Here is a 26,800-nt window from a genome sequence, read left to right on the forward strand (position 1 = left end):
CGCCGGCCCGGTGGGGGCTGGTCGCGCAGTTCCCCGCGCCCCTTGAAAGCCTGGTCCCGCTGGTGTTTTTAGGGGCGCGGGGCTGTATCGATATGCGGCTCCGCCGAGGGGCGCGACCAGCCACGACGCACCCGCAGACGACGACCGGCAATGCTCAGCGGGAAACCTTGTTGGCGATCGCGTGGCCGATGAACAGGTACACCACCGCCGCCAGACCGTAGCCGCAGATGACCCGCGCCCACGCCTCGTCGAAGGTGAACAGGTCGCGGGACCAGCCGGCGAGCCAGTTGGCCGAGCGGTGGACGAACTGCACGAGGTCGTTCGCGCGGTTGGCGTCCAACAGGTACATCAGAATCCAGAGGGCCAGGATGAGGGCCATGATGTCGGCGATGATCACGATGACATTGCCGACTGAATTCGAACCGCGTCGGTAGTAGGGGGACATGCCAAGCGGATTGCCGCTTCCGGCGGGATGAAACCCGAACGGTCCCGCCCGGGTGGCGCGAGCCGCCGACCCGGGTGAGGCTGCCGGGGTAAGGACACCCACTCGGGGAGAACACCCCGGAGGACCCCGTGCCCGTACCGATACGGCGCCTCTTCGTGGCGCTCACTCTGTGCTGCGCCCTGCTCGCCGGTGCCACGGCCTGCGGCAGCGCCACCGATGACGCCACGCAGGACACCGCGGCCGTAGTGGCCGCCGCTGCCGCCGCCACCCCGAGCCCCAGCACCTCCGCCGAACGGCAGAAGTTCGCCAAGACCCGCTTCGTCGCGAACGCGGGCCTCGCGGCGGGTGCCACCTACCAGTGGATCGTGAAGCCCTGGAAGGCGGGCAAGTTCAAGAAGGGTGCGAGCGGACGCAGGTTCGCGCTCGTCAAGGCGGGTCTCGCGGGCGCGTTCGCGTACAACCGGCTCAAGGCCGCCACCAAGAACGCCAAGGGCGACCCCACGCTCTCCAAGGCGGTCGCCCCGCTCAGCGCCGGCATCGACTCGCTGAAGGACCTGCCGTCCAAGCTCCGCAAGGGCGACTCGACGGACGCCACGGCGAGTTCGTTCGACGACATCATCAACAAGGTCAAGGACGCCGGGAAGAGCGCCGGCGCCGAGGTGACCGACAAGGTGCCGTCGGCAGGGCAGCTCGCCGGAGGGTAAAAGCCCTTCAGTGTCTGGGAGTTGAGCTGCTCCTAGGAGTTCAGCTCCGCCAGCACCCGCAGCGTGTGCGGATCGGGCGCAAGGGCCAGCAGGTCCGTCACCGGGCCCTTGCGCCACAACTCCAGCCGCTCCGCGATCCGTTCACGCGGACCGATCAGCGAGATCTCGTCGGCGAACGCGTCCGGCACGGCGAGCACGGCCTCCTCCCGGCGGCCCGCGAGGAACAACTCCTGTATCCGCCGGGCCTCTTCCTCGTACCCCATGCGCGCCATCAGGTCGGCGTGGAAGTTGCGGGCCGCGTGCCCCATCCCGCCGATGTAGAAGCCGAGCATCATCTTCACGGGGAGGAGACCTTCGGCCACGTCGTCGCAGACCTTCACCTGGGCCATGGGCGCCACGAGGAAGTCGTCGCGGAAGGTGGTTGTGCCGTAGACCTCGGGGCGGCTCGGCGACCAGTACAACGGCAGCCAGCCGTCCGCGATCGCCGCCGTCTGGGCCACGTTCTTCGGCCCCTCCGCACCGAGCAGCACCGGGAGGTCCGAACGGAGGGGGTGCGTAATGGACTTGAGCGCCTTGCCCAGCCCCGTACCGTCCGCGCCCCGGTACGGATGCGCGTGGAAGCGTCCGTCCACCTCTACCGGCGCCTCCCGCCGCAGCACCTGCCGTACGACCTCGACGTACTCCCGGGTCGCGGTGAGCGGCGACTTGGGGAACGGCCGGCCGTACCACCCCTCCACCACCTGCGGCCCCGACAGCCCGAGGCCGAGCAGCACGCGCCCGCCGGAGAGGTGGTCGAGGGTGAGCGCGTGCATCGCGGTGGTGGTCGGCGAGCGGGCCGCCATCTGGGCAACGGCCGTGCCCAGCTTGATCGTTGAGGTCTGCGCCGCGATCCAGGTGAGCGGAGTGAAGGCGTCGGACCCCCACGACTCGGCCGTCCACACGGAGTCGTACCCGAGCCGCTCGGCCTCCTGGGCCAGCGGCACATGGTCGGCGGAGGGCCCGCGCCCCCAGTACCCGAGTGCGAGACCGAGCCGCATATCGCCTCCACAGTCACGGAACTGACGGACCGTCAGTCAATGGGCGGACGGCTGCGACTGTACGACAACGGCCCCCCGCCCGGAAGGGCGAGGGGCCGCGGTGAACGCTGGAGAGGGGCTCAGCCGCGCTGGATCCCCGAGGTGTCCTGGAGAACGCCACGACGGCCGTCCTGGGTCTGTGCGACGAGCGCCGGACCGCGCTGCTCGACGGCCAAGTACCAGGTACCCGGAGCCAGTTCGGCGATCGGCGACGGCGAACCGTCCTCACCGAACAGCGGCCGGGCCACCGGCACGGCGAACCAGAACGGCGAGAAGTCCCCGGCCGGAGCCGGCGCGGGCTGCCCGAACGGCTGCGCGGCCTGCGCCTGTTGGGGCGGAGTGCCGTACGACGGCTGCGGCGCACCGGCACCCGGGTAGCCGTAACCACCGGGCGGCGGCTGGGCGCCGTAGGGCTGCGGGGCGACCGGCTTGGGGGCCGGGACGAGGGCGGCCTGGAGAGCCGGGACGAGAGGCGTCGCGATGGCGCCGCCTGCCATGGCGAGGGCGGCGATGAAGCCGAGGATCAGGCCGGCACCGGCGCTGACGTTGTCACCGACGTCCACCAGCGTCCAGAACAGGGCCCACGCGGTGAGGACCGTGAACGCCACGCCGACTGTCCCGATGTCCAGGCCCACGACCTTGCGCGGCTGCGGCAGACAACGGTTGACGACGATGAGAGCGGCACCGATGACGCCGCCCATGTAGGTGCCGAGGCCGTTACCGAGGCTCGTCCACGCGGTCACGTCCAGGTCGAACCCCTTGGCCGTGTAGAACTTGAGGAACGACGCGATGAAGAGCAATACCGCTGCTCCGATCACCACGCCGTCGCCTCGTGTGAGGGAGCGGATATTCACTTCAGGTCCTTCGTAGGTCGTATCGTCGTCGGTTGACCCTATCGTCCACCCTGCCAGGGTGTCCGCCCGGATCAGCCCGCTGATCGCTACCCGCGCAGGAAACTCACGATTCCCTCAGAGATCCCCTGCGCCGCCTTCTGTCGCCAGGCGCTGTTCGTCAGCAGTGCGGCATCATTGCTATCGCGCATGTTGCCGCACTCGATGAACACCTTGGGAACCGTTGACAGATTGAGACCGCCCAGGTCCTTACGCGTGACGAGACCGGTGCCGTCGCCGATGTAATTCGAGAACTGTTCACCTGTCGCGCGACGGTAGTCGCCCGCGATGCCCCGGCCCAGGGTGGCGGAGGGGGCGACGATGGCGCGGGTGTCGGCACCGCCCGCGTGGACCGAGCCCGGCAGGATCACATGGAAGCCCCGGTCGCCGACCGGTGCGCCGTCCGCGTGGATGGAGATCGCGGCGTCCGCGTGCGCGTCGTTGCCGATCCTGGCCCGCTGGTCGACGCACGGACCCCAGGACGGCGAGTCACCGTCGTGCGTCAACTTCACCGTGACGCCCTGCTTTTCGAGGATCGCCCGCAGCCGGTGGGACACGTCCATCGTGAACTGGGCTTCCGCGTAACCCGCGTTGGTCGACGTCCCGGTCGTGTCGCACTCCTTCCAGTTCGTGCCGATGTCCACCTTGCGGTTGATCTCGGCGCTGTGCTGGAAGTTGGTGACGTTGTGCCCCGGGTCGATGACGACGACCTTGCCCTTGAGGGGACTTGGCCCCGGCGGCTTGTCGTCGTTGGACGCGGTACCCGTCGGGGACACGGGCGCGCTGGACGAAGCGGGGGAGGCGGCGGACGCGTTGCCCGAGCTGTCGCCCGGGCTGCCGACGGCCTCGTACACGAACCACCCGATCAGAGCCCCCGGGACCAGCGCGGCCAGCGCCACGGTCAGGGGCCCTCGACGGGGACGGCGGGGCTGTGGGGGATCGAAGTCCGGACCTACGTACGACACGGGAGTCACCCTAGCCGCCTCACAGACCGGGTTTGCCGAAGCGGCAACAAGAGTCGTGGGGTGGCGGCGCCGGGGCGGAGGATCAAGGGAACAGCCCCCGTCACGGAGGACACATGACCATGGTCAAGGAAGCCGTCCACCGGCTCGTCGCCGCTCCCGCCGGCCGCATCCACCTCGTGGAACAGGGCACCGGCCCCCTCGTCCTGCTGGTCCACGGCTTCCCGGAGTCCTGGTACTCGTGGCGCCACCAGCTCCCGGCGCTGGCCGCGGTGGGCCACCGCGCGGTCGCCGTCGACGTGCGCGGCTACGGCCGCTCGTCGCGTCCCGCGGACCCGTCGGCGTACCGGATGCTCGACCTCGTCGAGGACGCCGTCGCCGTGGTGCACGCGCTCGGCGAACGCGACGCGGTGATCGTCGGCCACGACTGGGGCGCGGGCATCGCCGCCCACTCCGCCCTCCTGCGGCCGGACGTCTTCCGCGCCGTAGGACTGCTGAGCGTCCCCTACACCCCGCGCGGCGGCCCGCGCCCCAGCGAGATCTTCGCGGGGATGGGCGGGGACGAGGAGTTCTACGTCTCGTACTTCCAGGAGCCGGGTCGCGCCGAAGCCGAGATCGAACCGGACGTGCGGGGCTGGCTGGCCGGTTTCTACGCCGCGTTCTCCGCCGACACGATGCCCGCACCCTGCGCCCCCGACCCGCACTTCGCGAGCCGGGACGGCGGGACCCTGCGGGAGCGCTTCCCGACGGAGGCAGGGACGCCCGCGTGGTTGGGCGAGGCCGAACTCGACGTCTACGCGGGGGAGTTCGAGCGGACGGGCCTGACCGCCGCCCTGAACCGCTACCGGAACATGGACCGCGACTGGGAGGACCTGGCTGCCTACGACGGCGCGCCCATCACCCAGCCGTCCCTCTTCCTGGGCGGCTCGCTGGACGCCTCCACCACCTGGCTGTCCGACGCGATCGCCGCGTACCCGGTGACCCTGCCCGGCCTGCGCGGCTCGCACATCCTGGAGGGCTGCGGGCACTGGATCCAGCAGGAACGACCGGCAGAGGTCAACCAGCACCTGCTCGACTGGCTGGCCGAGCTGCCCAGTTGACCTCAGATGCCGGTACCGGTACGCCGTAGGACACGCAGCGAGTCGGTCACCGAGACCTCCGTGAACGCGCCGGACTCCAGGGCCCGGAGATACACCCGGTACGGGGCCTGCCCGGTGAACTCGTCCTCCGGGTCCGGGAACACGTCATGGATCACGAGCAGCCCGCCCTCGGCGACATGGGGCGCCCACCCCTCGTAGTCACCGTTCGCGTGCTCGTCGGTGTGACCGCCGTCGATGAAGACGAGGCCGAGCGGGGTGCCCCAGATCCGCGACACCTGCGGCGAGCGCCCGACGAGCGCCACCACGTGCTCCTCCAGGCCGGCTTGGTGCAGGGTCCTGCGGAACGTGGGCAACGTGTCCATCAGCCCGATCTCCGGATCGACGGTCTCCGGGTCGTGATACTCCCACCCCGGCTGCTGCTCCTCACTGCCCCGATGATGATCAAGCGTGAGCGCGGTGACACCGGCCTCACGGGCGGCATCGGCGAGGAGGAGCGTGGAACGCCCGCAGTACGTCCCGACTTCGAGGAGAGGGAGCCCGAGCTGTCCGGCTTCTACGGCTGCGGCGTAGAGGGCCAGTCCCTCACCGGCCGGCATGAACCCTTTCGCCGCTTCGAACGCGGCGAGGATTTCGGGCTTGGGCGCCGGAGGCATGGGGCGGTCCCTTCGGTACGGGGCGGACTTGTGAGCGCAGGCCAGGCTACGTTCCTTTAGGGGCGCGGGGAACTGCGCGACCAGCCCCCACGCGCCCGCGGACGAACAACTGCCGACTACGCGCTAACGGTCTCGCCGGGCAACGACAGATCCAGGTCCACCGCGATCTCATCCCCGGCGTGGGTCGCGGACGAGGCCAACGGACCGTGCCCAGAAGCCCGCGCCGCCAACACATACGCCCCCTGCGACGGCACAGCGAGCACGTAACTCCCGTCCTCCTCGGAGAGCGTCGCCCCCGCCTGCCGACCACGACGGTCGATCAGTGTGACCTTGGCCCGGGCGACAGGCGAACCGTCCGCACCCAGTACCCGCCCCCGGAACCCCCGCAGAACCTCCTCGGCCCGCTCAAGGTTCGCCTCCTCCTCGCTGCTGAAGTTCAACTGCGGCGCCCGGTTCGGCTTGGGAAGGAACAGCGCCATCAACAGACCCACGGCAACCGAACCCGTGGCGATCAGGAACGACACGCGGAACCCGTGCATGGTCGGGACGGCGACCCCGTTCACATGGTTCGCGGTGTTCGCCAGCACCATCCCGATCACCGCGCTGGACACGGACGTACCGATGGACCGCATCAGGGTGTTGAGCCCGTTCGCCGCACCGGTCTCGGACGCCGGCACCGCCCCGACGATCAACGCGGGCAACGACGAGTACGCGAGCCCGATACCCGCACCGAGCACGACCGCGATGACCAGCGACTGCCACGCCGCGCTCATCAGGCCGAGCCCCGCGCCGTAGCCGATGCCGATGATCAGCATGCCGAGGATCAGGGTGACCTTGGGGCCGTACTTCGCCGAGAGACGGGCGTAGACGGGGGCGGTGAACATCATCGTCAGGCCGAGCGGTGCCACCAGCAGACCCGCGGTGACCATCGACTGCCCGAGGCCGTAGCCCGTGGCCTTCGGCAGCTGGAGGAGCTGGGGCAGGACGAGGGAGACGACGTAGAAGGAGACGCCGACCATGATCGAGGCGAGGTTGGTGAAGAGGACCGCCGGGCGGGCCGTGGTGCGCAGGTCGACCAGCGGGGCCTTCAGGCGCAGCTCCATCACACCCCACAGGAGGAGTACGACGGCGGCCGCGGCGAACAGGCCGAGCGTGGTGCCGGAGGTCCAGCCCCAGTCGCTGCCCTTGGTGATGGGCAGGAGGAAGAGGACGAGACCGGCGGAGAGGCCGATCGCGCCGAGCACGTCGAAGGTGCCCTCGGCGCGCATCGGGGACTCCGGTACGACGAGGAGGGTGAGGCCGATCGCGAGGACACCGAGGCCGGCGGCGCCGTAGAAGAGGGCGTGCCAGTCGGCGTGCTGGGCGACCAGGGCCGCGGCGGGCAGCGCGAGGCCGCCGCCGACGCCGATCGAGGAACTCATCAGGGCCATCGCCGAGCCGAGCTTCTCGCGGGGCAGCATGTCGCGCATCAGGCCGATGCCCAGCGGTATCGCGCCCATCGCGAAGCCCTGGAGCGCGCGGCCCGCGATCATCGTGAGCAGGTCACTGGTGAGGGCGCTGACCAGCGCTCCTACGACCATGATGGCCAGGCTGAGAATCAGCATCCGGCGCTTGCCGTAGAGGTCGCCGAGGCGGCCCATGATCGGCGTGGCGACGGCTCCGGACAGGAGGGTCGAGGTCAGGACCCAGGTGGCGTTGCTGGGCTCGGTGCTCAGCAGCTGCGGCAGGTCCTTGATGACCGGGACGAGCAGGGTCTGCATCACCGCGACAACGATGCCCGCGAAGGCGAGCACCGGCACGACGGCGCCGGACGGCCTCCGTGCGGGCTGGTCGGTCGACGTGTGCGTCATGGAGTTGGGCCTCCAGGCCGTAGGTGTGGCGTGATCCGTGCGGGGCGGACTGATCCGTGCGGGATAAGTGCACGGTAAACCTCGTATGCACGGGCAACTATTCCGATGCTTCGGCGTACTAACGAATCCTTGACCGTCCCATGAATATCTGACCCCTCGTCAGGTCTGGTCATTCACTGGAACGTGTTCTAATCTCGCCCGCCATGAAGGCCTATGTCGCAGGCGTCGGGATGACGAGGTTCGAGAAGCCCGAGACCCGGGAGTGGCAGTACTGGGACATGGTCCGCGAGGCCGGCGACGCCGCCCTCGCGGACGCCGGGATCTCCTACACCGACGTAGAACAGGTTCCCGTCGGCTACTGCTTCCAGCCCTCGACCGCCGGCCAGCGCGCCGCCTATGAACTAGGTCTCACCGGCATCCCCGTCTACAACGTCAACAACAACTGCGCCACCGGCTCGACCGCGCTGATGCTCGCCCGGCAGCTGGTCGAGGGCGGGGCGGCGGACTGTGTGCTGGCGCTGGGCTTCGAGAAGATGAAGCGGGGTGCGCTGGGCGGAGGCGCCGACGGCGGCGACTTCGCCACCTCGCCCGTCGCCCGGCACTACGGCATCATGGCCGCCCGGCACGGCTTCGAGATGACCCCGCCCACCGCCCAGATCTTCGGCGACGCGGCCCGCGAACACATGGAGAAGTACGGCACGACCGAGGCCCAGCTCGCCGCCGTCGCCGCCAAGAACCACCGGCACTCCGCGCACAACCCGTACGCCCAGTTCCAGGACGTGTACGACGTCGACGACATCCTCGCGGCGAGGGTCGTCCACCACCCGCTCACGAAGCTCCAGTGCTCACCGACCTCGGACGGAGCGGCGGCGGCGGTCGTCGTCTCGGAACGGTTCGCGGAGGAGCGGGGGTTGGGGGCGGGCGCTGGCGCTGGTGCGGGTGTGGGCTCAGGCTCGCTCGTCGAGATCGTCGCCCAAGCGATGACCACCGACACCGAGGACTCCTTCGCGTCCGGTTCCTGCATCGACGTCGTCGGGCAGCCGATGTCCCGGGCCGCCGCCCGCCAGGTCTACGAACGGTCCGGACTCGGCATCGAGGACGTGGACGTCGTAGAACTCCACGACTGCTTCTCGATCAACGAGCTGCTGACGTACGAGGCGCTCGGCATGTGTGAGCCGGGGGAGGCCGGGAAGCTCGTCGAGTCCGGAGGGACGACGTACGGCGGGCGGTGGGTCGTGAACCCGTCCGGCGGACTGATCTCCAAGGGGCATCCGCTGGGGGCGACCGGGATCGCCCAAGTCGCCGAACTGGTGTGGCAGTTGAGGGGGACGGCGGGGGAGCGGCAGGTGCCGGGGGCCGAGGTGGGCCTTGCGCACAACATCGGGCTGGGCGGGGCGGCCGTGGTGACGTTGCTCCGGGCGACTGCGACTGCGACTGCTTCTGCTTCTGCTTCTGCTTCTGCGTCTGGGGCTGAGGCTGCGGCTTAGGTCGTACGGCGGGCCCGTGGTCGGGCGAAATGCCGATGCCGGGGGCGCGGGGCGGTTGAGAGTATGACGACCATGCACCGAGCCGCTGATGCCTCCCGTGACGCTTCCCGAACAGTCCGCCCGCCCCGTCGGGGCGCGGCACCGCCCGCCTGGCTGGTCGTGGCGCTCGCGTGCGCCGGGCAGTTCCTCGTCGTGCTCGACGTGTCCGTCGTCAACGTGGCGCTGCCGTCGATGCGGACCGACCTGGGGATGAGCGCGCCCGGGCTTCAGTGGGTGGTCAACGCGTACGCCATCGCCTTCGCCGGGTTCATGCTGCTCGGCGGACGGGCCGGTGACCTCTACGGCCGCAAGCGGATGTTCCTGGTCGGGCTCGCGCTGTTCACCCTGGCCTCGCTGTGCGGCGGACTGGCGCAGGACGGCTGGCAGTTGCTGCTCGCCCGGGCCGTGCAGGGACTGGGGGCCGCGGTGCTGGCGCCCTCCACGCTGACCATCGTCACCTCGGCCGTGGCGGAGGGCGCGGCCCGCGCACGGGCCATCGCCACCTGGACGGCGGTCGGCGCCGGCGGCGGGGCCGCGGGCGGACTCGTCGGCGGGGTGCTCGTGGACACGCTGTCCTGGCGGTGGGTGCTGCTCATCAACGTGCCCGTCGGCGCGGTCGTCCTCCTCAGCTCACTGCGCTGGCTCCCGGAGAGCCGGGCCGGCGACCGGCGGCGACTCGATCTGCCCGGCGCCGTACTGGTCACGGCGGGGCTCGGCGTGCTGGCCTACGGCATCTCGCAGACCGAGGCCGAGGGCTGGACGGCCGCCGCCACCCTGGTGCCGCTGGCCGCCGGACTCGCGCTGATCGCGCTCTTCCTGGTCGTCGAGGTGCGTACGGCGGCTCCGCTGATGCCGCTCGGGCTGTTCCGGGCACGGGCGGTGTCGTCGGCGAACGCGGCGATGTTCGTGAACGGCTCGGCGATGTTCTCCATGTGGTTCTTCATGACCCTGTACGCGCAGAACGTCCTCGGATACACACCGCTGGAGGCGGGGCTCGCGCTGGTGCCGAGTTCGCTGGCTGTCCTCATCGGCTCCAAGTCGGCACCCCGCTTCATGCCGGTGCTCGGCGCGCGCAACGTGGCCGTGCTCGGGGCGCTGCTCGCGGCGGTGGGCTTCGGCTGGCAGTCCCTGATGACCGCGCGCGGCGACTACCTGACCGAGATCATGTTCCCCGGAATCCTGATGATGCTGGGCGCCGGCCTGACGGCCACCCCGCTCGCCGCACTCGCCACGTCCGGGGCCGCGCCGGGGGAGGCCGGGCTGGTCTCCGGGCTGGTCAACACCTCGCGCACGATGGGCGGTTCGCTGGGTCTCGCCGTGATGTCGACGATCGCGGCGGCACGTACGGCGCGTGCGGCGGGCAGCGGTGCCGGGACGCCGGAGGCGCTGACGGAGGGGTACGCGCTGGCGTTCCGTACGGGGGCGGGGGTGCTGCTCGGCGGGGTGGTGCTGATGGTGGTGTGGCTGCCGTGGGGGAGGGCGGCGGCGCCTGCCGTGGCGGCGGTGAGCGCGAGCGCGGACGGGGAGGTCGTGGTGGACACGGATGCCGTGGTGAACGGGGATGCCGTGGTGAACGGGGATGCCGTGGTGGATGCGGAGGGCACGGCTTCCAGGAGTTTCGAGAAGTGAGGCAACGGTCCGGGCGGCTCATGGACTCCTTTAGACATCTAGGAGGTGCCCATGGGGGATCGCAAGCAGGCTCGGGAGGCTCGGGATGACGGGTTCCAGAGCTTTGTCATCGGCCGCTGGCCGCGGTTGATGCGGACGGCATTTCTTCTTACGGGGGAGCAGCACGCCGCGGAGGACCTGGTGCAGTCGACGCTCGAACAGACCTTTGTGGCCTGGCGCAAGGTCGGCGCGGCCGACGATCCGGAGGCGTACGTACGGCGCGTGATGATCAACGCGCACGCACGTAAGCACCGCAGACGACTCAAGGAGTTCCTGGCGCCCAGGGACGACTCGGGCCTGGTGCGCGAGATCGCCGATACCGGTGACCGCATCGCCCAGGCCGAGGACCGCAGCGCCCTGCTGAAGGCACTGGCCCAACTGCCGCCGAGGCAGCGGGAGGCGGTGGTGCTGCGGTACTGGGAGGACCTGACCGAGACACAGACGGCCCAGGCGATGGGCTGCTCGGTCGGCGCGGTGAAGAGCAACGCGGCCAAGGGGATCGCGAAACTCCGCGCCATACCGGGACTCGCCGAGATGGTGACGCAGGGAGGGCGGCAGTGATGAGCGCGGACCGGGAGACGAACCAGACCATGACGGACAGAGACATCGCCCTCCTGCTGGCCGACGCCGCGGACGAGGTCGAGATCGGTATAGCCCCCTACCAGGCGGTGATCCGCGGCGGCCGCCGACGCCGGGCCCGCCGCTGGGCACTCGCCACGGCAGCGGCGCTGGTGATCACGGGCACGTCGGGCACGCTGGCGCTGGCCGGGCTGCGCGACGGGAACGGGGTCGAGGTGTCACCGGCGGTGACACAGCAGGCGACCGTGCCGTCGACCCCGGAGGAGCGGCATGTGTACGCGCCGCAGGAGACCATGCTCGCGGCGGGCACCGAGCGGGGCGAGGAGTGGTACATCTCGGTCGACGTGTGGGGCGCCCCCCTCACCAAGGCGGAGGCCGAGGCCCAGCTGAAGGCCATGGACGGCCGTCACGAGGAGCCCTGGGACAAGGACCACGCGTCCGCACTGGTCGGCAAGACCACGTACTTCGTGCGGCGCACCTTCGGGAGCGGAGACCCGGGTCTGCTGATGGGTGATTCGGCCGCCAAGGAGGACACCATGAGGGGCACGGACCTCAAGTCGGGCGCGACCTCCCTGGACCCGAAGAAGACCGACGGTCCCCAGCGGCTGGTGGTAGGCCAGGTCGCGAGCACCGCGCAGGCGGTCACCTGCACCTGGAAGGACGGCTCGTCCACGGTGGCCCGCAGGGTGGCCGCGGGGGCCGACGTCAACAGCGGCGAGGCGACGATCCGCCCGGCGGCCGGCTCTCCGGACTACTGGTTCGTGTGCGTGGCCCCGGCGGGGAAGACCTACGAGTCGGCGGAGGTGACCACCGACTAGCGCTGCGGCAGGGCGAGTTGGCGGACCTTGCCGTGACGCGCGGCGGTCGACGTCCGTAGTCCACGTCCGCGGTCGACCGTCGCGATCGACGGCCCCGGAAAAGGGTTCGACGGCTTTCCGGGGCCCTGACACAGTGGCCCACCATGACGAACACGAACGTCGAGCCGGTGACCGCCGCGGACGTGCGGCTCATGCAGGGTCTGGCGCAGCGCGTCACCGCCACCCGCCAGGACCTGGTGAACGCCGAGGCCACGTTCGGCGAGCTGGCCTGGAACTGGGGCAAGGGGCAAGCCGACGACGACACGGGCGGCCGGCCGGGCCGTCAGTGGTTCTCCGGCGGGGACCTGGTGGCGTGGGGCTGGGCCCGCCTTCCGCACCGGTTGCGCCGGAACGACGGGTCGGTGAAGGACGTCACCGAGGCCTGTCTCACCTACCAGGTCCATCCCGACCACGCCGGGCTGATCGACGAGGTGATCGACTGGTACGACGACACGGCGGCGGGCATCGAGCGGACGGTGATGCCCAGCGCCGCCGACGAGTTCGCCCTGAAGCGATGGGCGGCGCACGGCTACGGGACCGACTCGGCCGCGCTCGGCGACACGGGTTCCTGGACCCAGCTCAACGAGCGGGACCTCACCGACCTGGAACAGCCGGTACTTCCAAGGGGGTTCGGTTTCCGCACCGCCGACGAGGTCGGCCCCGAGGCCGCGGTCCAGGCCCACCTGGACGCCTGGGCCCCCTCGGCATACACGGTCAAGAGCTACGAGGGAGTCCGGCGGTCACCGGGATACCGCGGCGACCTGCACATCCTGGTGGAAGCGCCGGACGGCACGATGGCCTCCTCGACCGTCATGTGGCTCGACGAGGCGAACAGGACGGCGGAGTTCGAGCCGGTCGGAACGCACCCGGCCCACCGGCGCCAGGGGTTGGCCAGGGCGATGCTCCTGCACGGGATGCACCGGGCGCGCACGGCCGGCGCCACACAGGCGACGGTCGCGTGCCTGGGCGCACCGGGGCATCCCCGGGCACGCGGGCTCTACTACGGCCTCGGATTCCGGGAGTTGTCGCGGGACGCGCCGCTGGTCAAGGGGGCGAGTGCGGGCTGAGGGTTTAGGGCTGGGGGCTGGGCGGTGCCGTGGTCGGCTCCGGCTCCGGTGGCGGGCCCGGGCGATGTTCTTGTGTACCAGGGGGCTCTGCGCGGCTATGCCCGGTCCATGAGGTCGAGGACTCGCTGCCCACGTGGGGCTGTCGCCGGATCTGGTTCCTCGGAAGCGCCAGTTGCCATGCTTTGACCGCCAACCGCAAGAAGAAGGGCCGTCGGCATGGTCGGGACTGCCGTCCTGGTGGCCCTTGGGTGGGGTGCCGGCACAGTTTTGACCTGCCTCCGGTATGGCGTCCTTCCGGTGTCGACTCCCGTTCCGTACAGGGGAGTTGACGGGGTTCGCGTGAGCGTTCCGGGTGGGTGGTGACCTGGGCTTTCGGGTCGGCCGCTTCTACGATCGGTGCCTCGGAGAGGGGGGCGGGTGGACAGGGTGGACAGGGTGGACAGGAACCAGCGTGGGCGTGACATACGCACGGTCGACGACGTACTCCGGCTTCTGGACGGGCTGTTCGCGCCGGAGGCCGATCGGTGGACCTCCGGGGCGGCCTCCTGGTGGGACGGGTTCTATGCCGACCGTGACAAGCCGGTGCCGTTCTTCGTGGCGAAGCCGGACGAGAACCTGGTCGGGTATCTCGACCGGGGGCTGATAGCCGAGGGCGGCCGCGCTCTGGACCTGGGGTGCGGCCCGGGGCGCAACGCCCTTCAACTGGCTGCGCGGGGCTTCGAGGTGGACGGTGTGGATCTGTCGCCGACGGCTGTCGCGTGGGCGGAGGAGCGGGCGCGGGACAGGGGGAAGGGGCTGGTGGGGGAGGGGCGGGAGGGGGTGGGGGTGGGGGAGGGCCCCCAGGTTCGCTTCCACTGCGGGGACGTGTTCGCCCTCGCCGGTACCGAACTCCCCGGCCCCTACGACCTCGTCTACGACTCCGGGTGTTTCCATCACCTGCCCCCGCACCGGCGCATCAGCTACCTCGCCCTGCTGGACCAAGTCCTCGCCCCCGGTGGGCACTTCGCGCTCACCTGTTTCGCGGCGGGCGGGATGGGGTCCGAGCTGCCCGACGCCGATCTCTATCGCGGGTCCGGGTTGCAGGGCGGGTTGGCCTACACGGCGGATGAACTGCGCTGGATATTCGGGGAGTTGGAGGAGGTCGAGGTGCGTCGGATGCGTGCTGAACCGGCCGGATCGCCTTGGTTCGGGGAGGGGTTCCTCTGGACGGCGTTGTTCCGCCGGGGCCGGGAGTCGGACTGACGGAGGGCTACAGCCAGCCCTGTTGCCGGGCCTCCCGCACCGCCTCCATGCGGTTGCGGGTGCCCGTCTTGCCGATGGCCGACGAGAGGTAGTTGCGCACGGTGGACTCGGAGAGATGGAGCTTCGTGGCGATGTCGGAGACCGTCGCCCCGTCCACCGAGGCCTTGAGGACATCGCACTCGCGGGCGGTCAGCGGGTTCGGGCCGGCGCTCAGCGCGGCGGCGGCCAGCGCCGGGTCGATGACCGTCTCGCCGGTCAGGGCACGGCGGATCGCGGCGGCGAGGTCCTCCACGGGGCCGTCCTTCACCAGGAAGCCCGCCGCGCCCGCCTCCATCGCCCGGCGCAGATAGCCGGGGCGCCCGAAGGTCGTGAGGATCAACACCCGGCAGTCCGGGGCCTGTTCGCGGAGTTCGGCGGCGGCGTCCAGGCCGCTCATGCCGGGGAGTTCGATGTCGAGGAGGGCGACGTCGGGGCGGTGGGTCAGGGCGGCGTCCACGATCGTGTCACCCCGCCCGACCTGGGCGACGACCTCCAGGTCCGGCTCCATGCCGAGCAGCAGGGCGAGGGCGCCGCGCATCATGCCCTGGTCCTCGGCGAGCAGCACTCTGACGGACTTGGCGGGCCGGTGATCCCGGGGCATCTCATCCACGGGGCAAGGGTAAGGCCCAGGGGGACCCGGGGCGGTTATCAAAAACTCTTCATTGTTCGCGTCCGCGAGTCTTGACGGTCCCCGGCTGCGGGCAAACAATCGCCTCGGCATTCCGCAATCCCCTTGGAATTTCCCGTACCGGGCCGATTCCGGAAACCTTTCGACAACCTTTCGGCAGTTCGACATTTCGATCGCGAATGGGTTCGGTATATCGATCGAACAACGTCCGGTATATCGGACAAAACTCGATGTCCCCCCCGGTGCTCGCACCGTCCACCCGCACCGCCCTACCAGGAACAGAAGAGGTGCACCGTGTTCTTGAGATTCCTCCGCACCCGGCCGCGCCGGCTGAGAAACGCCACCCTGGCCGCACTGTCCGCGCTCGTGACCGTCGTCGCGCTGGCCGTCGGCGTGCCGCAGGCCTCGGCGGCCACCTCGCTGCCGTGCGACATCTACGCCACCGCCGGCACGCCCTGTGTCGCCGCGCACAGTCTCGTCAGGGCGCTCTACTCGTCGTACAACGGCTCGCTGTACCAGGTGCAGCGGGCCTCCGACAGCGCCACCGCGAACATCGGCCTGCTGGCGGCCGGCGGGTATGCCAACGCGGCGGCGCAGGACTCGTTCTGTGCCGGTACGACGTGCATCATCACCAAGATCTACGACCAGTCCGCGCGCCACAACGACCTCACGATCGAGGGCGCGGGCGGGGCCGGCGTCGCCGATGTCGGGGCGCCCGCGGACGCGCTGCCGGTGACGGTCGGCGGGCATCAGGTCTACGGCCTGGAGATCTCGGCCGGCATGGGCTACCGCGACAACTCCACCTCGGGCGTGGCCACCAACGGCGCCGCCGAGGGGATGTACATGGTGACCTCGGGCACCCACGTCAACGGCAGCTGCTGCTTCGACTACGGCAACGCCGAGACCAACAACCAGGACACCGGCAACGGTCACATGGACGCGATCAACTTCGGTACCGAGTGCTGGTTCTCGCCCTGCTACGGCGGGGGCCCCTGGGTGCAGGCCGACCTGGAGAACGGGCTGTTCCAGTCGGACTCCGGGTACAGCAAGAACACGGCGAACACCGGCACCGGGGCGATACCGTTCGTCACCGCTTTGCTGAAGAACAACGGTCAGGACCATTTCGCGCTGAAATACGGAAACGCGCAGTCGGGGAGTCTCACGACCACCTATTCCGGGGGTGAACCCACCACGAGTGGTTACTCGCCCATGCATCAGGAGGGCGCGATCGTCCTCGGCACCGGCGGGGACAACAGCAACGGCTCCATCGGCTCGTTCTTCGAGGGCGTCATGACCGCGGGCATCCCGACCGACGCGGCCGACAACTCCGTACAGGCCAACATCGTGTCCGTCGGCTACGGCGGCTCGACCGGCACCACCGGGACGCTGGCGGCCGGTTCGGAGATCTCGCTGCGCGCGACCACCTCGTGCTGCACCGCCGACTACATCCGCCACCAGAACAACGCGGCGGTCCTCTCGGCCATCACGTCCAGCAGCGCGGCGCTCGACAAGGGCGACGCCACCTGGATCGTCCGCAGGGGCCTCGCCGACAGCTCCTGCTATTCGTTCGAGTCGCGGAACTACCCCGGCGACTTCCTGCGGCACTACAACTACCAGCTCTACCGACAACCCATGGTCGGCACAACGCAGTTCAGACAGGACGCCACGTTCTGCGCGTCGACCGGCAAGAGCGGCACGGGCAGCTCGTTCGCGTCGTACAACTACCCGGCCAGATACCTCCGGCACTACAACTACAACGTCTACATCGCGAGCGACGGTGGCTCGAACGCCTTCGACAGCGCCACCTCGTGGACGGACGACGTGAGTTGGGCGGTCACGGCTCCCTGGGCGCCGTAGCCGCGGTAGTCGTAGCCACCACAGAGGACGCCAACTCCACGGCCTCCACCGGGAGTTCGGCGGTGACCGTGAAACCGCCGCGCGGCGACGGGCCGGCCCGCAAGGAGCCGCCCGCCGTCGCGAGGCGTTCGGTCAGGCCCTTCAGACCGGTTCCGCCGATGCCGATGCCCTCGGCGGGACCGTCCGCCGCCGCCCCTCCGTCTCCGGGTCCGTCGTCCGCGACCGTCAGACGGATGCGGTCCAGGACGCCGTCGAGGGTGATCTCGCAGCGGGTCGCGCCGCTGTGCCGTACGACGTTGGTGACCGCCTCGCGGACCACCCAGCCCAGCAGGGCCTCGTTCTGCGGGGTCAGGGGCGGGCCCGACTGGCGGACCACCGGGTCGATGTCGGCGGCGGACAGGGCGGAGCGGGCGCGGTCCAGTTCGGTGGCGAGGCTGCCCTCGCGGTAGCCGGTGACGGCCTCGCGGATCTCGGTGAGCGCCTGCCGGCCCACGGCCTCGATGTCGGTGATCTGGTCGAGCGCGGCCTCCATGTCGCGGGGTGCGAGGCGCCGGGCCGCCTCCGACTTCACGACGATCACCGAGAGGGTGTGCCCGAGCAGGTCGTGCAGGTCGCGGGAGAACCGCATCCGTTCCTTCTCGACCGCGCGGCGGGCCAACTCCTCGCGGGCGGCGCGCAGTTCGCGTACGGCTTCGGAGAGGGAGAGGATCGCCGCGGTCACCATCGTCGACAGGAACGTGCCGTAGGCGACGTTGATCGCGTCCCAGCCCGACCGGTACACGGAGACCGCGGCGGCGAGTGCGGTCAGCGCGAGGCCGACCTGGCCGAGGCGCGGGCCCCGCACGACGGCTCCCGTGGCGAGGCCGAGCAGCGGGAAGAAGTAGAGCCAGCTGCCGCCGTAGCCGAGGGCGAGGCCGCAGGTGATCAGGCCCATCACGACCAGGGCCACCAGGGTCGAGACCGCCGTCCGCTTCTCCTTCACGAAGGAGCGGAACACGACATAGATGTAGAGGGAGTTGAAGGCGAACAGGCCCAGGCCGCCGATCCAGGGGTTGGAGGTCTTGCCCTGGAGGAGGTTGGAGAAGGAGCCCATGCCCATCAGCAGCCACGGCAGCAGGGAGAAACCGGTCGGCGGCGGGCCCGGGTTCTCGGGCCACTCGCCCTTGCGGCGCGCCTCCTTCTGCGCGGTCTTGAACTCCGCCATGTCGGCCTTCCACTGGGCCCGCGCGGCGCGCCAGTGCTGTACCTGGCAGGTGATCCCTCGCATCCAGGACATCTCACTCGCTCCCCCGGTCACACGGTCCGCCCGGTCCGGCGGTACGCCAGCACAGCGTACGAACCGAACGCGAACAGCCAAGCCGTCAGGACCACGATCGCGCCGAGCGCCGGGGCGTGCCCGTCGGCGACGGAGGTGCCGAGCTCGGCGAAGCGGTTGGTCGGGGTGTAGTCGGAGATCGCGCGCAGCCAGCCCGGGAAGAGGCTGATCGGGAACCACAGGCCGCCGACCACCGCGAGCCCCATGGTGCAGGCCATGTTCGCGACGCCGGTGGTCTGGGAGGTGAGCCCGTAGCCGTTGCCGAGGCCGAGCAGGGTGAAGGGGATCGAGCCGAGCCACAGCAGCAGCGCGATCGCCGCCCACTGCCAGGCGTCCAGCCGTACGCCGTTGACCAGTCCGCCCGCCGCGAGCACGGCGACGATCGCGGGCAGCACGGTCACCGAACCGGTCAGCGCCCGGCCGAGGACGACCTGGCGCGGGGTCATCGGGGTCACCCGCAGTTGCCGCAGCCACCCGATCGCCCGGTCCTCGGCGACCCCGCCACCGGTGTTGAGCGCGGAACCGACCGCGCCGTAGGCGGCCATGCCGACCATCGCCGTGGCCTTGTAGCCGCTGTCGTCACCACCGAGGTTCGTGAACAGCAGGTACATCATCACGGGCATCGCGATCCCGCCGATCACGAAGCCGACGTCGCGCAGGGTCCGGCGTACTTCGAGGCGCAGGTAGTCGAACATCACACCGTCTCCAGTTCGGGTTCGAGTTCGGGTGCCGTCAGTGCGAGGAACGCGTCGTCGAGGGACGCCGGGCTGACCTCCAGGCCGTGGATCGCGTCCAGGTCCGCCAGTGCGCGCACGGTCGCGTCCGAGTCGTCGGTGCGCAGCAGGGCGCGGTCGCCGCGTACTTCGACGGTCCGTACGCCGGGCAGCAGGCGCAGACCCCCGGTGGCGCGGCCGGCCAGGTCGAAGGAGACGAGGCTGCCGCCGGCCGCCCGCTTGAGCTGCTCGCCGGTGCCGTCCGCGACGATCCGGCCGCGGTCGATGACGACGATCCGGTCGGCGTGCGCGTCGGCCTCCTCCAGGTAGTGCGTGGAGAACAGGACGGTGTGCCCGCGCCGCGCGTACGCCCGCATCGACTGCCAGAACGCGTGCCGCGCCTCCACGTCCAGCGCGGCGGTCGGCTCGTCGAGGACGATCAGCGACGGGTTCCCGGCCAGCGCCACGGCGAACCGCACCCGCTGCGTCTGTCCGCCCGACAGCCGGTCCACCCGCCGCCCGGCCAGCTCGCCGATACCGGCCAGCTCCAGGGCCTGCGTCACGGGCATCGGCGCCGGATAGCGCCGGGCGACGAACGCGACCAGCTCGCCGACGGTGACCCGGGGCACCGCCCGCGCCTCCTGCAACATGGCTCCGACCAGGCCGTTCCGTACGGCCGACTCCGGTTCCGCGCCGAACAGTTCGACCGTGCCCGCGTCGGGCGCGTTCAGCCCGAGCAGCAGCGAGATCGTCGTCGACTTGCCCGCGCCGTTGCGGCCGAGCAGCGCGACCGTCTCGCCGCGCCCGATCTCCAGGTCCACACCGTCCACGGCCCGCACCGCGCCGAAGGACTTGACCGCCCCCGCGAAGGACACGGCACGCTCTGCCCCACCTGTCTGTGTCATGGCTACGACGCTACGGATCCGCACCCCTCGCCCGGCAGATGCGCTTGTACGGACTAGGGCAGGACAAATGTCACGGGCGCCGGAACGGATGCAGGAACGGATGCAGGAACGGACGCCGGAACAGATGCCGGTGCCGACACCCACCTGACGCACCGTCAGGAGCCTTCACAAGTTCGGGGCGCTCGGCTATACAGAAGGGCGCCGGACTGGAACGCGTTCTAGGTCGGCCCGTGACGACCTCGGTGCGGCCGACGGTGCGGACGGCCGCACCGAGGTCTTCGACCACCGGCGATCAGGAGCCCCATGCCCATCGACGCAGCCCAGGCCCTCGCGGCCGAACCCCGGACCGGCGAGATCTCCTGGAACACCAAGGACGTCCAGCTCTACCACCTCGGTCTCGGCGCGGGCACCCCCGCGACCGACCCCGACGAGCTGCGCTACGCCCTGGAGTCCCGGCTGCACGTCCTGCCGAGTTTCGCCACCGTCGCGGGCAACGGCTCACCCGGTGTGATCAGCGGCCTGTCCATGCCCGGCATCGAGGTCGACCTCGCCCGCGTCCTGCACGGCGGCCAGTCCCTGCACCTGCACCGCCCGATCCCGGCCCAGGGCACCGCGACCAGCACCGGCAGGATCGCCGCCGTCTACGACAAGGGCAAGGCGGCCGTCCTCGTCATGCGCACCGAAGTCGCCGACGCCGACGGCCCGTTGTGGACCAACGACGCGCAGATCTTCGTACGGGGAGAGGGCGGCTGGGGCGGCGACCGCGGCCCCTCCGCCCGCCTCGAACCGCCGACGGGCGAGCCCGACAAGGTGGTCGAGCGGCACATCCGCGAGGACCAGGCCCTCCTCTACCGCCTCTCCGGCGACTGGAACCCGCTGCACGCCGACCCCGAGTTCGCCAAGGTCGCCGGCTTCGACCGGCCCATCCTGCACGGCCTGTGCACCTACGGCATGACGCTCAAGGCGGTCGTCGACACGCTGCTCGGCGGCGATGTGAGCCGGGTGCGCGGGTACGACACACGGTTCGCCGGAGTGGTGTTCCCCGGCGAGACGCTGCGCATCCGCATGTGGCGGCAGGGTGAGACCGAAGTGCGGGTCGCGGTGAGCGCCGTAGAACGGGACGACGCGCCCGTACTCGCGGACACGATCGTCCAACACTCCTGAGCCAGGCCAGACTTGAGGGGAGCCGCATCATGCTCGCAGCCGTACTGCACGAGATAGGCCAGGACAAACTGGAGGTCCTCGACGACGTCGAGGCCGTGGGATTCGGGCCCGGCCGGGTCAGGATCCGGGTGCGCGCCACGGGGCTGTGCCACTCGGACCTGTCCGCGATGGCCGGCGTACTGCCACAGCCCGCGCCCTTCGTCCCCGGACACGAGGGGGCCGGCGAGATCCTCGAAGTCGGCGAGGGCGTGGCCCACTTGAAGCCCGGTGACCGGGTCGTCGTCTGCTGGCTGCCGGCCTGCGGGGTGTGTCCCGCCTGCAAGCGCGGCCAGACCCAGCTGTGCCTGGCCGGGTTCATGAACGCGGGCACCCCCAACTTCAAGCGCCCCAGCGGAGATGTCTTCGGCTTCGCGGGCACCGGCACCTTCGCCGAGGAGGTCGTCGTCGACGCGGGCTGCGCCGTACCGATCCCCGACGACGTGCCCTTCGACATCGCCGCCCTCATCGGCTGCGGGGTCACCACCGGACTCGGCGCCGCCCTCAACACCGCCGACGTGGAGGCCGGTTCGTCGGTCGCCGTGATCGGCTGCGGGGGCGTCGGCATCTCCGCGATCCAGGGTGCCCGGCTCAAGGGCGCCGCCGAGATCGTCGCCGTCGACCCGGTCGCCTCCCGCCGCGAGGCCGCCCTCAAGTTCGGTGCGACGAAGGCGATTTCACCGGACGAGCTGCCCGACGCCAAGCAACAGGTCACCGGCGGCGAGGGCTTCGACTACGTCTTCGAGGTCGTCGGCCGCTCCGCCACCGCCCGCACCGCCTACGAGAACACCCGGCGCGGCGGCACCCTCGTCGTCGTCGGCGCGGGCGCCCTCGACGACTACCTCCAACTCAGCATGTTCGAGCTGTTCTTCGACGAGAAGCGCATCCTGCCCTCGATGTACGGCGGGGGAGACGTGCTGCGTTCCTACGAGCGGACGATCGCCCTGTGGCGGGCGGGCCGTGTCGACCTGGAGAGCCTGATCACCCATCGCGTGCCGTTGGCCGACATCAACGAGGCCCTCGACCAGATGCGCCAGGGGACGGCCCTGCGTACGTGCATCGAGATCTGAGGGCCGGGTATGTCGTTGCCACTTGAGGGACTTGCCGCGATCGTCACCGGCGCCGGACGCGGCCTGGGCCGGGCCGAGGCGCTGGAGCTCGGCCGGCTCGGCGCGGCCGTCGTCGTCAACGACTACGGACAGCCGGGCCGGGACGGCTCCGGCGAGGCCTCCGCGGGCCCCGCCGAACGGGTCGCCGCCGAGATCCGCGAGGCGGGCGGCCGGGCCGTCGCCCACACCGGGGACGTGGCCGACTTCCAACAGGCCGCCGAACTGGTCGAGTTGGCGATCGCCGAGTTCGGCAGGCTCGACATCCTCGTCAACAACGCGGGCATCCTGCGCGACCGCATGGTCTTCTCCATGACGGAGGGCGAGTGGGACGCGGTGATCCGGGTCCACCTCAAGGGCCACTTCAACACGACCCACTTCGCCGCAGCACACTGGCGCGAGCGGTCCAAGGCGAGCGGTGCGCCGGTGTACGGGCGGATCGTGAACACCTCGTCCGAGGCATACCTGGCCGGTTCGGCGGGACAGCCCAACTACGCGGCCGCGAAAGGCGGAATCGTCGGCCTGACCACCTCCACGGCCCTCGCCCTCGCCAAGTACGGCGTCACCGCGAACGCCATCTGCCCGCGCGCCCGCACCCGGATGACCGAGGACGTCTTCGCCGGTTTCCAGGAACCCGACGACGGCCTCGACCCCCTCGCGCCCGAGCATGTCGCCCCGCTCGTCGGCTACTTGGCCTCACCCGCCGCCGAACGCATCAACGGCCAACTGCTCGTCGTCCACGGCGGCATGGTCGCGATCGTCGAACGCCCGCACGTCCAGGCCAAGTTCGACAGCAAGCAGGACGTCTTCAGCTACGACGAGCTGGACGCCGTACTCACTCCGCACTACGCGCGGCGGCCGGACGGCGAGACGTTCGCGGCGGCGGAGGTGCTCGGGCTCAAGCGGGAGCCGGACGGAGCGTAGAAGTCGCAGGAGCCGTAGGAACGCGGCGGCCCCGCTCGTCGGAAGACGGGCGGGGCCGTGTCGTGCTCGGCGACGCAAGGCGCCTGACGTGTCGTCAGACGGACGCGTACCGGGACTGCTCGGACTGCTCGGACGGCTTGCGGTGCCGGCCGTGGGCGGCCGCATCGCCGTCCTGGACCGAAACCGGGCCCCGGTGCTTGCCGCGACCGGAGGCGTCGTGTGTGTCGGCAGACATGGTCTGCGCGGTGTTCGAGTCGTTCATCGGAAAGTTCACCCCGTAGCAACATGATCCTTCATACAGCCCGGCGATCTTATCCAGCCGTTCCCGGGGTGAAGCGAGGCGGATTGCCGTCCGGAACGACTTCGTTACCGAGCCGCACCACTTTGTTACCCGACGGCCACCCGGCCTTTGAGCGGAGCCTCCCGCAAGGGCACCGGACGCGGTGCCACCGGCACCGGAGGATCCGGTTCGGACGGCTCGGGCGCGGCCTCCCCAGGCGCGCCCACCGTCCCGTCCCGAACCGGATCCTCCGGGCGTGTTTCCCCCGTACCCCCCGCAGCCGCAGGGGCCCCCACCCCTGGGCTCCCCGCGTCCCCCGTTCCCCCCGCCCCCCTGGGCACCGCGAACCGCGCCACACCGCACGGCACTTCCCGTGTGGCGTACGGCAGTCGCAGCACCCCGTCCTCGGTCCACAGCCCGGCGCCCGCCAACCAGCCCTCGGGCGCCGGGAGTTGCAGCAACTGCCGCTCGGCGGGCCGCCATACGGCGAACCAGGTGCCGGCCGGTCCGTCGACGCGCAGCGCCACCCCGCAGTTCTCCGGCATCAGCACCTGCCCCGGCTGGATCGCGAACGGCGTCACCGTGCAGTCCGGCAGCCGCAGGCACTCCGGGAACCGCACCGGCAGCGTGGAGCCGACCACCCCCCAGCCCAGCCGCTCCCCCCGCCCGGGTGCCGGCGCGTCCGAGCCGATGAGGAGCAGGCCGCTGTCGGGATCGGCCGCCAGCAGCCGGTCGTCGCTGTCCGCCGCGATCTGCAGCAGCGGCGACACCTCGCCGTCCCGCTCCAGGTCGACCACGATCGCCTTGGTCCGCCCGCCGACCTCCCGGTCGAGGGCCAGCATCCGTCCCGCCCGGTCCAGCCAGACCCCGCCCGAACACCGCCCCGGGACCATCGCGAGATGCTCCGGTCCGAAGGCCCCGCCCGCCACCAGCCACACGGCGGTCGAGCGCCGGCCCACGGCGAGGGCGTACGCCTTCTCGCCCCCCGGCGCCGGCGGCAGCAGCCGCAGCCGGGTGTCCTGGTCCGGGCACTCGATCGCGCCGAGCAGCAGCTCACCGGTGCCCGGGCCGGTCGGGTAGAGCAGCGAGAACGCGTGCCGCCCGTCCACCAGCCGCCGGATGAGCACCCGCCCGTCGCCCATCGGCTGCACCTCGGTACCGGGCTCCTCCGGCTGGTTGCCGGGCAGCGGCACCGCGTACGGCTCGGGGCCGTCCAGCGTCCACCGTTCCGGGAACAGACAGTCGCCGGCCGGCGCGAGGCGGGCGGCGTACGCCCCGTCCGCGGTGATCGCACACTCGGTGCCATCGATCCGCGTCTCCCCGCACTCGTCCCCGTCCTCGTCCGCCGCCGTGGGCTCGATCGCACAGGCCGTCATGGTTCGGTCACCTCCGGCGACGAAACTAGTTTTCGCACGTACGGACGTGGGACCGATGAGCAGCCGCTTCACCAATAAGGGTGGCCAAGTAACGATTCGCCTGAGGAAACCGGGGCGGGTGTGCTGAACGGGGCCGTAGGCCCGCATACGGCCGCTTCAGCGGTTCAGCCGATCGGTCCAGCCAGGTAGCCTTTCCCCGTGCCCCGTCAGTCCGTACCCCGCCTGTCCGAAGTCATCGCCGCGCTGGAGAACCTGTGGCCCGCCGAGCGGGCCGAGTCCTGGGACGCGGTCGGCACCGTCGTGGGCGACCCGGACCAGGACGTCACGCGCGTGCTGTTCGCCGTGGACCCCGTGCGCGAGATCGTCGACGAGGCCGTGAAGCTGGGCGCCGACCTGCTGGTCACCCACCACCCCCTCTACCTGCGCGGTACGACCACGGTCGCGGCCTCCACCTTCAAGGGCCGCGTGGTGCACACCCTGATCAAGCACGACATCGCGCTGCACGTCGCCCACACCAACGCCGACCGCGCCGACCCGGGAGTCTCCGACGCCCTCGCGGGCGCGCTCGACCTCAGGGTCGTAGGACCGCTCGTACCGGACCCGACCGACCCGGAAGGCCGTCGGGGCCTGGGCCGCATCTGCGAGCTGGACCACCCGCTGACCGTCCGCGAGCTCGCGGCCCGCGCCGCCGAACGCCTGCCCGCGACCGCGCAGGGCATCCGTGTCGCGGGCGACCCCGAGGCCCTGGTCCACCGGATCGCGGTCAGCGGCGGCTCCGGCGACAGCCTCTTCGACGACGTACGAGCGGCAGGCGTGGACGCCTTCCTGACCGCGGACCTGCGCCACCACCCGGTCTCCGAGGCCCGCGCCCAAGACTCTCAGACCTCTCAGAACCCTCTCGCGCTGCTCGACGCGGCGCACTGGGCCACCGAGTGGCCCTGGTGCGAGCTGGCCGCCGCCCAGCTCGACGAGATCTCCGACCGCGAGGGATGGGACCTCAGGGTCCACGTCTCCAAGACGGTCACCGACCCCTGGACCGCCCACGCGGCGTCCACCACCACACCTGACCCCATGGGAGCCCCCAACTGAACGCCGCGCCCGCCGACCAGATCCGACTCCTCGACGTCCAGGCCCTCGACGTACGCCTGTCGCAGCTCGCGCACAAGCGCAACTCCCTGCCCGAGCACGCCGAGATCGACTCGCTGACCAAGGACCTCACCCAGCTGCGCGACCTGCTCGTGGCCGTGCAGACCGAGGAGAGCGACTGCGCCCGTGAGCAGACCAAGGCCGAGCAGGACGTGGACCAGGTGCGCCAGCGCGCCACCCGCGACCAGCAGCGCCTCGACTCGGGTGCCGTCACCTCGCCCAAGGACCTGGAGAACCTCCAGCGCGAGATCGTCTCCCTCGCCAAGCGGCAGGGCGACCTGGAGGACATCGTCCTGGAAGTCATGGAGCGTCGTGAGTCCGCGCAGGAGCGCACCGCCGAACTGACCGAGCGGGTCGGTTCCGTGCAGGGCAGGATCGACGACGCGACCGCCCGCCGCGACGCCGCCTACGAGACCCTCGACGCCGATGAGGCCACGGCCGAGAAGGAGCGCGAGGTCGTCTCGGCCACCATCCCCGCGGACCTCCTGAAGCTCTACGACAAGCTGCGCCAGCAGCAGGGCGGCATCGGCGCGGCCAAGCTGTACCAGCGCACCTGCCAGGGCTGCCGCCAGGAGCTGGCCATCACCGACTTCAACGAGGTCCGCGCGGCGGCCCCCGACACGGTGGTCCGCTGCGAGAACTGCCGCCGCATCCTGGTGCGTACGTCCGACTCGGGTCTGTAAGGAGCTTGC

At 70.8% G+C, this 26,800-nt stretch carries 26 protein-coding genes; 14 read left to right on the plus strand and 12 right to left on the minus strand.

Annotated elements, in window-relative coordinates:
* Positions 1–154: 154 nt before the first annotated feature.
* A complete protein-coding gene (locus OG714_RS35695) occupies positions 155–445 on the minus strand; it encodes a hypothetical protein (RefSeq protein ID WP_328683648.1) in 291 nt (96 codons plus the stop codon).
* A gap of 128 nt (positions 446–573) precedes the next feature.
* On the opposite strand from OG714_RS35695, the gene OG714_RS35700 reads away from it, so the two are divergent.
* Complete coding sequence (locus tag OG714_RS35700) at positions 574–1,149, plus strand: hypothetical protein (RefSeq protein ID WP_406127285.1); 576 nt, start codon at positions 574–576, stop codon at positions 1,147–1,149.
* A gap of 32 nt (positions 1,150–1,181) precedes the next feature.
* On the opposite strand, the gene OG714_RS35705 is transcribed toward OG714_RS35700, so the two are convergent.
* The 3 genes from OG714_RS35705 to OG714_RS35715 all read right to left on the minus strand — a co-directional run bounded on the left by OG714_RS35705 (position 1,182) and on the right by OG714_RS35715 (position 4,080).
* A complete protein-coding gene (locus OG714_RS35705; protein WP_406127287.1) occupies positions 1,182–2,186 on the minus strand; it encodes an LLM class F420-dependent oxidoreductase in 1,005 nt (334 codons plus the stop codon).
* A 119-nt stretch (positions 2,187–2,305) separates the two neighbouring features.
* Entirely contained in the window at positions 2,306–3,079 is a 774-nt protein-coding gene (locus OG714_RS35710) for a hypothetical protein (RefSeq protein WP_406127288.1), read from the minus strand.
* An 86-nt stretch (positions 3,080–3,165) separates the two neighbouring features.
* Complete coding sequence (locus OG714_RS35715; protein ID WP_406127290.1) at positions 3,166–4,080, minus strand: N-acetylmuramoyl-L-alanine amidase; 915 nt, start codon at positions 4,078–4,080, stop codon at positions 3,166–3,168.
* 113 nt (positions 4,081–4,193) lie between these two features.
* Here OG714_RS35715 and OG714_RS35720 point away from each other — a divergent pair, with 113 nt between their 5' ends.
* On the plus strand, positions 4,194–5,177 hold the full coding sequence (locus OG714_RS35720) for an alpha/beta fold hydrolase (protein WP_406127291.1): 984 nt from the start codon (positions 4,194–4,196) through the stop codon (positions 5,175–5,177).
* Positions 5,178–5,179: 2 nt separating this feature from the next.
* Here the strand turns inward: OG714_RS35720 and OG714_RS35725 are convergent, their stop codons facing one another.
* Positions 5,180–5,830: a class I SAM-dependent methyltransferase gene (locus OG714_RS35725; protein ID WP_406127293.1), complete on the minus strand. Its 651-nt coding sequence runs from the start codon at positions 5,828–5,830 to the stop codon at positions 5,180–5,182.
* A gap of 116 nt (positions 5,831–5,946) precedes the next feature.
* Positions 5,947–7,680, minus strand: a complete 1,734-nt coding sequence (locus OG714_RS35730; RefSeq protein ID WP_406127295.1) for an MFS transporter — start codon at positions 7,678–7,680, stop codon at positions 5,947–5,949.
* 203 nt (positions 7,681–7,883) lie between these two features.
* Between OG714_RS35730 and OG714_RS35735 the strand changes: the two genes are divergently transcribed.
* The 6 genes from OG714_RS35735 to OG714_RS35760 all read left to right on the plus strand — a co-directional run bounded on the left by OG714_RS35735 (position 7,884) and on the right by OG714_RS35760 (position 14,619).
* Positions 7,884–9,167: a thiolase C-terminal domain-containing protein gene (locus tag OG714_RS35735; protein ID WP_406127297.1), complete on the plus strand. Its 1,284-nt coding sequence runs from the start codon at positions 7,884–7,886 to the stop codon at positions 9,165–9,167.
* 63 nt (positions 9,168–9,230) lie between these two features.
* Positions 9,231–10,835 carry an MFS transporter gene (locus tag OG714_RS35740; RefSeq protein ID WP_406127299.1) on the plus strand — a complete coding sequence of 535 codons (1,605 nt, stop codon included), beginning with the start codon at positions 9,231–9,233 and terminating at the stop codon, positions 10,833–10,835.
* Between the two features lie 51 nt (positions 10,836–10,886).
* Positions 10,887–11,435: a SigE family RNA polymerase sigma factor gene (locus OG714_RS35745; RefSeq protein WP_406127301.1), complete on the plus strand. Its 549-nt coding sequence runs from the start codon at positions 10,887–10,889 to the stop codon at positions 11,433–11,435.
* A 29-nt stretch (positions 11,436–11,464) separates the two neighbouring features.
* The gene (locus OG714_RS35750; RefSeq protein ID WP_406127303.1) at positions 11,465–12,271 is read left to right on the plus strand and encodes a hypothetical protein; all 807 of its coding nucleotides are present in this window, start codon (positions 11,465–11,467) and stop codon (positions 12,269–12,271) included.
* A gap of 143 nt (positions 12,272–12,414) precedes the next feature.
* Positions 12,415–13,377 carry a GNAT family N-acetyltransferase gene (locus OG714_RS35755; protein WP_406127304.1) on the plus strand — a complete coding sequence of 321 codons (963 nt, stop codon included), beginning with the start codon at positions 12,415–12,417 and terminating at the stop codon, positions 13,375–13,377.
* A 435-nt stretch (positions 13,378–13,812) separates the two neighbouring features.
* Positions 13,813–14,619: a class I SAM-dependent methyltransferase gene (locus OG714_RS35760; RefSeq protein WP_406127306.1), complete on the plus strand. Its 807-nt coding sequence runs from the start codon at positions 13,813–13,815 to the stop codon at positions 14,617–14,619.
* A 7-nt stretch (positions 14,620–14,626) separates the two neighbouring features.
* On the opposite strand, the gene OG714_RS35765 is transcribed toward OG714_RS35760, so the two are convergent.
* Positions 14,627–15,259 carry a response regulator gene (locus tag OG714_RS35765; RefSeq protein ID WP_406132074.1) on the minus strand — a complete coding sequence of 211 codons (633 nt, stop codon included), beginning with the start codon at positions 15,257–15,259 and terminating at the stop codon, positions 14,627–14,629.
* Between the two features lie 321 nt (positions 15,260–15,580).
* Between OG714_RS35765 and OG714_RS35770 the strand changes: the two genes are divergently transcribed.
* A complete protein-coding gene (locus tag OG714_RS35770; RefSeq protein ID WP_406127308.1) occupies positions 15,581–17,143 on the plus strand; it encodes an alpha-L-arabinofuranosidase B in 1,563 nt (520 codons plus the stop codon).
* Here the strand turns inward: OG714_RS35770 and OG714_RS35775 are convergent.
* Genes OG714_RS35775 through OG714_RS35785 form a run of 3 tightly spaced genes read right to left on the minus strand, consistent with a single transcriptional unit; the run spans position 17,121 to position 20,076 of the window.
* Positions 17,121–18,419, minus strand: coding sequence for a sensor histidine kinase (locus tag OG714_RS35775; protein WP_406127310.1), 1,299 nt, complete (start codon positions 18,417–18,419; stop codon positions 17,121–17,123). The genes OG714_RS35770 and OG714_RS35775 overlap by 23 nt on opposite strands.
* A gap of 17 nt (positions 18,420–18,436) precedes the next feature.
* A complete protein-coding gene (locus OG714_RS35780) occupies positions 18,437–19,153 on the minus strand; it encodes an ABC transporter permease (protein ID WP_406127311.1) in 717 nt (238 codons plus the stop codon).
* Positions 19,153–20,076: an ABC transporter ATP-binding protein gene (locus OG714_RS35785; protein ID WP_406127313.1), complete on the minus strand. Its 924-nt coding sequence runs from the start codon at positions 20,074–20,076 to the stop codon at positions 19,153–19,155. Before OG714_RS35785 ends, OG714_RS35780 begins: the two co-directional genes overlap by 1 nt.
* Before the next feature lie 303 nt (positions 20,077–20,379).
* Here OG714_RS35785 and OG714_RS35790 point away from each other — a divergent pair, with 303 nt between their 5' ends.
* Genes OG714_RS35790 through OG714_RS35800 form a run of 3 tightly spaced genes read left to right on the plus strand, consistent with a single transcriptional unit; the run spans position 20,380 to position 23,306 of the window.
* Positions 20,380–21,240 carry a MaoC/PaaZ C-terminal domain-containing protein gene (locus OG714_RS35790; RefSeq protein WP_406127314.1) on the plus strand — a complete coding sequence of 287 codons (861 nt, stop codon included), beginning with the start codon at positions 20,380–20,382 and terminating at the stop codon, positions 21,238–21,240.
* A gap of 29 nt (positions 21,241–21,269) precedes the next feature.
* A complete protein-coding gene (locus tag OG714_RS35795; protein WP_406127315.1) occupies positions 21,270–22,346 on the plus strand; it encodes a Zn-dependent alcohol dehydrogenase in 1,077 nt (358 codons plus the stop codon).
* Between the two features lie 9 nt (positions 22,347–22,355).
* On the plus strand, positions 22,356–23,306 hold the full coding sequence (locus OG714_RS35800) for a 3-oxoacyl-ACP reductase (protein ID WP_406127317.1): 951 nt from the start codon (positions 22,356–22,358) through the stop codon (positions 23,304–23,306).
* 94 nt (positions 23,307–23,400) lie between these two features.
* On the opposite strand, the gene OG714_RS35805 is transcribed toward OG714_RS35800, so the two are convergent.
* A complete protein-coding gene (locus tag OG714_RS35805) occupies positions 23,401–23,541 on the minus strand; it encodes a hypothetical protein (protein ID WP_406127318.1) in 141 nt (46 codons plus the stop codon).
* Between the two features lie 152 nt (positions 23,542–23,693).
* The gene (locus OG714_RS35810) at positions 23,694–24,962 is read right to left on the minus strand and encodes a hypothetical protein (protein WP_406127319.1); all 1,269 of its coding nucleotides are present in this window, start codon (positions 24,960–24,962) and stop codon (positions 23,694–23,696) included.
* A gap of 198 nt (positions 24,963–25,160) precedes the next feature.
* Between OG714_RS35810 and OG714_RS35815 the strand changes: the two genes are divergently transcribed.
* Both OG714_RS35815 and OG714_RS35820 read left to right on the plus strand, forming a co-directional pair.
* A complete protein-coding gene (locus tag OG714_RS35815; protein ID WP_406127320.1) occupies positions 25,161–26,051 on the plus strand; it encodes a Nif3-like dinuclear metal center hexameric protein in 891 nt (296 codons plus the stop codon).
* Positions 26,048–26,791, plus strand: coding sequence for a zinc ribbon domain-containing protein (locus OG714_RS35820; RefSeq protein ID WP_078623235.1), 744 nt, complete (start codon positions 26,048–26,050; stop codon positions 26,789–26,791). The genes OG714_RS35815 and OG714_RS35820 overlap by 4 nt, the downstream gene beginning before the upstream one ends.
* Positions 26,792–26,800: the final 9 nt, after the last annotated feature.

It is taken from the genome of Streptomyces sp. NBC_00989 (assembly GCF_045162655.1).
Classification (GTDB): Bacteria; Actinomycetota; Actinomycetes; order Streptomycetales; family Streptomycetaceae; genus Streptomyces.